The following is a 4,405-nucleotide window of genomic DNA, read 5'->3' as shown; positions in this document are numbered from 1 at the left end:
CCGAACTGTTCGCGCGGCGCCTGGCCGGCGACAAACGGCCCGGCCCGGGTGGGGCCCTATGCCTCGGAGGCCGGGCAGTTCCAGGGGGCGGGCTTCTCGACGGTGATCTGCGGCCCCGGCTCGATCGACCAGGCCCACCAGCCCGACGAGTTTGTCGAGATCTCCCAGATGCAGCGCGGCGCGGCCTTCATGCGCCGACTGATCGAGGAACTTTCAGTTTCCGGATAACCATCCGTCGGCCGAAGAAGGCGACCGGATCGAAGGCCATGACTCGCAGGATCGCGCCGGACCCGACCTTGCGGGCGTCCTGGATCTCGCGGCGGCTGGCCAGGATCGAGGCCAGGTCGTCCGAGGCGAAGGCGGCGGCTATGCCCTTGATCACCGGACCGGCGTCGCCGCGCCGCAGGTGCAGCAGCAACAGGCCCGCCGTCACCGCCACGTGCAGCGGCGCCGTCAGCCACAGCAGCAGCGGCGGGGTGTTCTTCAGATAGGTCCAGACCCGATTGCGCGAACCGTGGAACAGGGCGAAATCCGAGCGGACGCCCAGGGTGGCCGAGCCGACATGGGCGACCCGAGCGCCGGGCTCCAGCAGGGTCGTCTCGCCCGCCAGCCGCAGGCGGTAGCCGAGGTCGACGTCCTCGCAGTAGCAGAAATAGCGCGCGTCGAAGCCGCCGAGCCGCAGGAACAGCGCGCGGTCAATCAGGGTGGCGGCGCCGCAGGCCGAGAAGATCTCGCCGGCCGGAAGGGCCTCGGGCAGGCGGCGCCGATAGCCGCCGCGGAACGGAATGCCGGCCGAGGTCATGACGTCGCCGGCCCCGTCCATCAGGCCCGGCGCGTCGGCCACCATCTGCAAGGCCCCGAAGCAGCGAACGTCCGGGTGGCGCGCGGCGGCCGCGACCCAGGCCTCCAGCCAGTCAGGATCGGGATAGGCGTCGGGGTTGAGCAGGGCCAGCCAGCGGCCCCGGGCCACGGCCGCCGCAAGGTTGTTGCCCGCCGCGAAGCCGAGGTTCTCGCCCGGCGACAACAGCTGGACGCGAGGATCCGCCGCGGCCGCCTGGGGGGCGCCGTCCGTCGACTGATTGTCGACGAGCAGGATCTCGAAATCCTGAAAGGTCTGGGCGGCGAGGCCGGCCAGACACCGCGCCAGGGTCGGGCCGCTCTGATAGGCGACGACGATCACACTTATGGCGGGAGTAGCGGTTGGGGCGGCCTTGCCATTTGAAGTGGGCCGGGCCATGCGTAGCTCCGTTCGCCTGAAAGAGGTTTGATTGATGAATGTCGCGTCGCTCGCCATCCCGGAGGTCCTGCTTATCACGCCCGCTCGGCATGGCGATGAGCGCGGATGGTTCTCGGAGACATTCCGTCAGGCGGCCCTCGACGAAGCCGGCTTCACCCGCACCTTCGTGCAGGACAACCATGTGCGATCGACCACGCGCGGCATTCTGAGGGGCATGCATTTCCAGGCGCCGCCCCATGCCCAGGACAAGCTGCTGCGGGTCGTCCGCGGCGCGATCTTCGACGTGGCGATCGATATCCGGATCGGCTCGCCGACCTATGGCCATTGGGTCGGGGCGGAGTTGTCGGAGGGCAATGCGCAACAGTTGCTGGTGCCGCAGGGCTTCGCCCATGGCTACTGCACCCTGACCGACGAGTGCGAGGTGCTCTACAAGGTCACCGACTATTATCAGCCCTCGGCCGAAGGCGCGGTGCTGTGGAACGACCCCGATGTCGGGGTCGAGTGGCCCCTGGACGCCAGCCAGATCTCGACGAACGCTCGTGACGGCGCCGCGCCGCGATTCGCTGATCTTCAGTCGCCTTTCAAGGTCTAGATCCGGCGGCGAGGCCGGGAGGCTGTCAGGTCCAGCCACCTAAAACATCCACGTCAGGGTAGCCTGCCCCGGCCGCTAAATCCCTCCAGAGTCTTGACCTGGATGGTATTGATCTGTGTCCTCGATCCTTGGATTGTGACACTCAATTCGATCAGAATGGCTTGGCGGCGACAGTCGAAGTCCACGAACCGCGCTTGGAGGCCTGCTTGCCGTCGCTAGACCTGAAAACACAGAACGACTGGTGCAGCGTAGCCGAGGATCCGCGGCGCGGCAGCAGCCAAATGCATCCGCATCCGCTCGGCCAGCCCCCTGTGATCGCCCGCTGGCGGGACATCGACGGCGCTCAGGGCAACTATTTCATCTCCCAAGCGGTGAGCTTCGGCAATGCCGACTGGCCGGGGCGATTAAAGGTGGTTCTGAGTGTCGAGCAGGCGGGGCGCCCGCCGACTCGTCGGGTGATGGACGTGACCCGCGATACCCCCGTGCTGGGGCTGGCCTTCTTCAATGCCGGCGAGCGCTTCAACTATTCGATCTCGATCACGCTTGCCAGCGAGCACTATGAGGGGTCGGCCTTCACCCTGGGCCCGATGATCACGACCTTCCCGATCCCGGAAGCCACGGCGCCAGGCCGCCTGTTTCGCCTGGACGGGGCCAAGGCCACCCCTTCGGAGCGACTGGACAAGGCCCTGGTCAGCTCCAACCAGGGTGGGATGATGAATCGCACCTATCCGATGTTGTCGACCCTGATCGCGGCGCAGGCGACGGGGCGGTCGGCCTATGTCTATTGGGGGCCTAACGCCCACTGCGCCGCCGATTTCTCCGACATCTACGACATGAGCGGTTCGGGCTTCGAGGAGGTCGACGCCTCGTTCCTGGCCGGCGACCATGATCGCCAGGACCTCTATGACGAGGCCGGGCCGCCCGCCCGGCTCGAAGCCGACAATGTGCTGATCGGCGCCACCGGCCCCTATGCGACCGAGGCCAGTGAACGGCCCAGCTTCAAGATGCTGGGCGAGGCGTTCAAGGGCCTGCGGCCCGCCCGCGCCATCCGCGAGATGCTCGCCCAGTTCGACGGTGTCGATTTCTCGCGGACCATCGGCTTCCATGTGCGTCGCGCCTATCCCAATGGGGCGTTCGCGGCGATGGAGGCGGAAAAGTTCGCGATCGGCGAGGAGGTGTTCATCTCGATGCTCGAGAAGCTTCGGGACACCTTCCCACAATACGACCGGGCGTTCCTGTGCACCAACGACCTGGGCGTCGAGGCCCGGATCAAGGCCCGTCTGGGCGACTATGTCTTCACGTTCGACAAGACCTCCATCGACAACACCCAGGACGTCGTGGCGGTGCAGGAAGCGATGGTCGACCTGCTGCTGATGGCGCGTTGCCCCACGGTATTCTCGCAGCACACCACCAGTTTCGGCCACTTCGCCCATATTCTCGGCGGCAACCGGCTGTTGACCGTCGTCACCGACCGCGAACCTCTGGGCGGCTGGTTCTATGTCTGGGACGAGGGACGGCATTTCCACACCGTCGTTCTGCCCGACGAGGATATCGCGCCCTTGGGTCCCTGGCTGGTCAAGTCGCCCGAGGCGACCTGAGCAGTCGCCGGGGATCCAGGGCCTTCAGCACGTCGCTGACCCAGGATCGCCGGCCCTTGCCCGCCTTCGGCCCGCCCGGCGCTGAATAGCCGCCCAGGGCGTGGGCGCCGCTGCTCAGGTCCAGGATCAGCCGGGGCTCGATCTCGAACCGGTAGCGGTCGTTCAGCCCCCGGTGCAGATGCAGGTAGTTGTGGATCACAACGTCGGACAGGCCGCGCAGCCAGTCCGACATCTCCGCCGGACTCAGGGCGGTCAGGCGCTCGATCTCGGCCGCCACCAGGGCCAGGCGCTGTTGCGAGTCGTCGACCCGGTCATAGGATTCGTCGATGAACGGGGCGAAGGTCCTGAAGCCAAAGTCCCGCAGCAGCTGCAGGGAGCCGCTGTTTCCGACCACGATGATCGGGTGGAACATGGCCATCGGCTTGATGACCTTTTCGGTGATCCGCATCAGGTCGCCGTCGGAGACGTCGCTCTCGGTGACGATCGAGAAATAGGACTGCCGATAGCATTCGGGGTCGCCGATATCGAACTCGGGCGTGTAGTCGCCGAGGTCGGCCGGCAGGTCGAGACTCATCCGGCCGCGCGACTTGAGGATCTCGAACCCGCGTTCCAGGGTCGGCGAGCTTAGCCAGTTGTCCGGCAGGGGCGATTCGCCGGCCTGCATCTTGGACATGTTGAAGCCCTGGCGAACCGCGAGATGAACCCGCCCGCGTTCCGAGGCCGCGCCCGAACAGCCAGGACAGAAAGGCCACCCCGATGGGGCCGCGGGGTGAAGTTCATGCACAGGAAGTGCTTTTTCCCGCAGGCGCGGCACGCGGCGAAAGAAGTCCGCCACGGCCGGGACCAGGACGGCCTCGCCGAAGTCCTGGGCGCGCAGGCCGACAAGGCGGCGGATGAAATAGTCATAGCACTGAAAGCTGAAGCGCTCGGTTCGCCGGTCTCGTCGCACCAGCGCGAATAGATGACCGGCATCAGCCG

Annotated in this window: 5 protein-coding genes and 1 pseudogene; 4 read left to right on the top strand and 2 right to left on the bottom strand. The window is 66.6% G+C overall.

From position 1 onward, the window contains the following. Positions 1-228 (top strand): annotated as a pseudogene (locus CSW58_RS06970) (M20/M25/M40 family metallo-hydrolase); the annotation flags it as partial. Here the strand turns inward: CSW58_RS06970 and CSW58_RS06965 are convergent. Beyond that, positions 188-1,237 carry a glycosyltransferase family 2 protein gene (locus tag CSW58_RS06965; protein ID WP_099446798.1) on the bottom strand — a complete coding sequence of 350 codons (1,050 nt, stop codon included), beginning with the start codon at positions 1,235-1,237 and terminating at the stop codon, positions 188-190. The pseudogene CSW58_RS06970 and the gene CSW58_RS06965 overlap by 41 nt on opposite strands. A gap of 34 nt (positions 1,238-1,271) precedes the next feature. Between CSW58_RS06965 and rfbC the strand changes: the two genes are divergently transcribed. Then, the gene (gene rfbC, locus CSW58_RS06960) at positions 1,272-1,829 is read left to right on the top strand and encodes a dTDP-4-dehydrorhamnose 3,5-epimerase (protein ID WP_099446797.1); all 558 of its coding nucleotides are present in this window, start codon (positions 1,272-1,274) and stop codon (positions 1,827-1,829) included. Between the two features lie 281 nt (positions 1,830-2,110). Then, positions 2,111-3,427: a hypothetical protein gene (locus CSW58_RS06955; RefSeq protein ID WP_099446796.1), complete on the top strand. Its 1,317-nt coding sequence runs from the start codon at positions 2,111-2,113 to the stop codon at positions 3,425-3,427. Here the strand turns inward: CSW58_RS06955 and CSW58_RS06950 are convergent. Beyond that, positions 3,405-4,100 (bottom strand): hypothetical protein, encoded by a 696-nt coding sequence (locus CSW58_RS06950; RefSeq protein ID WP_143755110.1) that lies wholly within the window; start codon positions 4,098-4,100, stop codon positions 3,405-3,407. The two genes, CSW58_RS06955 and CSW58_RS06950, sit on opposite strands and share 23 nt — an antisense overlap. Before the next feature lie 96 nt (positions 4,101-4,196). Between CSW58_RS06950 and CSW58_RS13715 the strand changes: the two genes are divergently transcribed. Beyond that, positions 4,197-4,388, top strand: coding sequence for a hypothetical protein (locus tag CSW58_RS13715; protein WP_143755109.1), 192 nt, complete (start codon positions 4,197-4,199; stop codon positions 4,386-4,388). The last annotated feature ends 17 nt before the right edge of the window (positions 4,389-4,405 follow it).

Origin of the sequence: Caulobacter sp. B11 (assembly GCF_002737765.1) — a bacterium.
Taxonomy (GTDB): domain Bacteria; phylum Pseudomonadota; class Alphaproteobacteria; order Caulobacterales; family Caulobacteraceae; genus Caulobacter.
The sequence above is the reverse complement of the archived record's forward strand: the minus strand, read 5'-3'. Positions and strand labels throughout refer to the sequence as shown.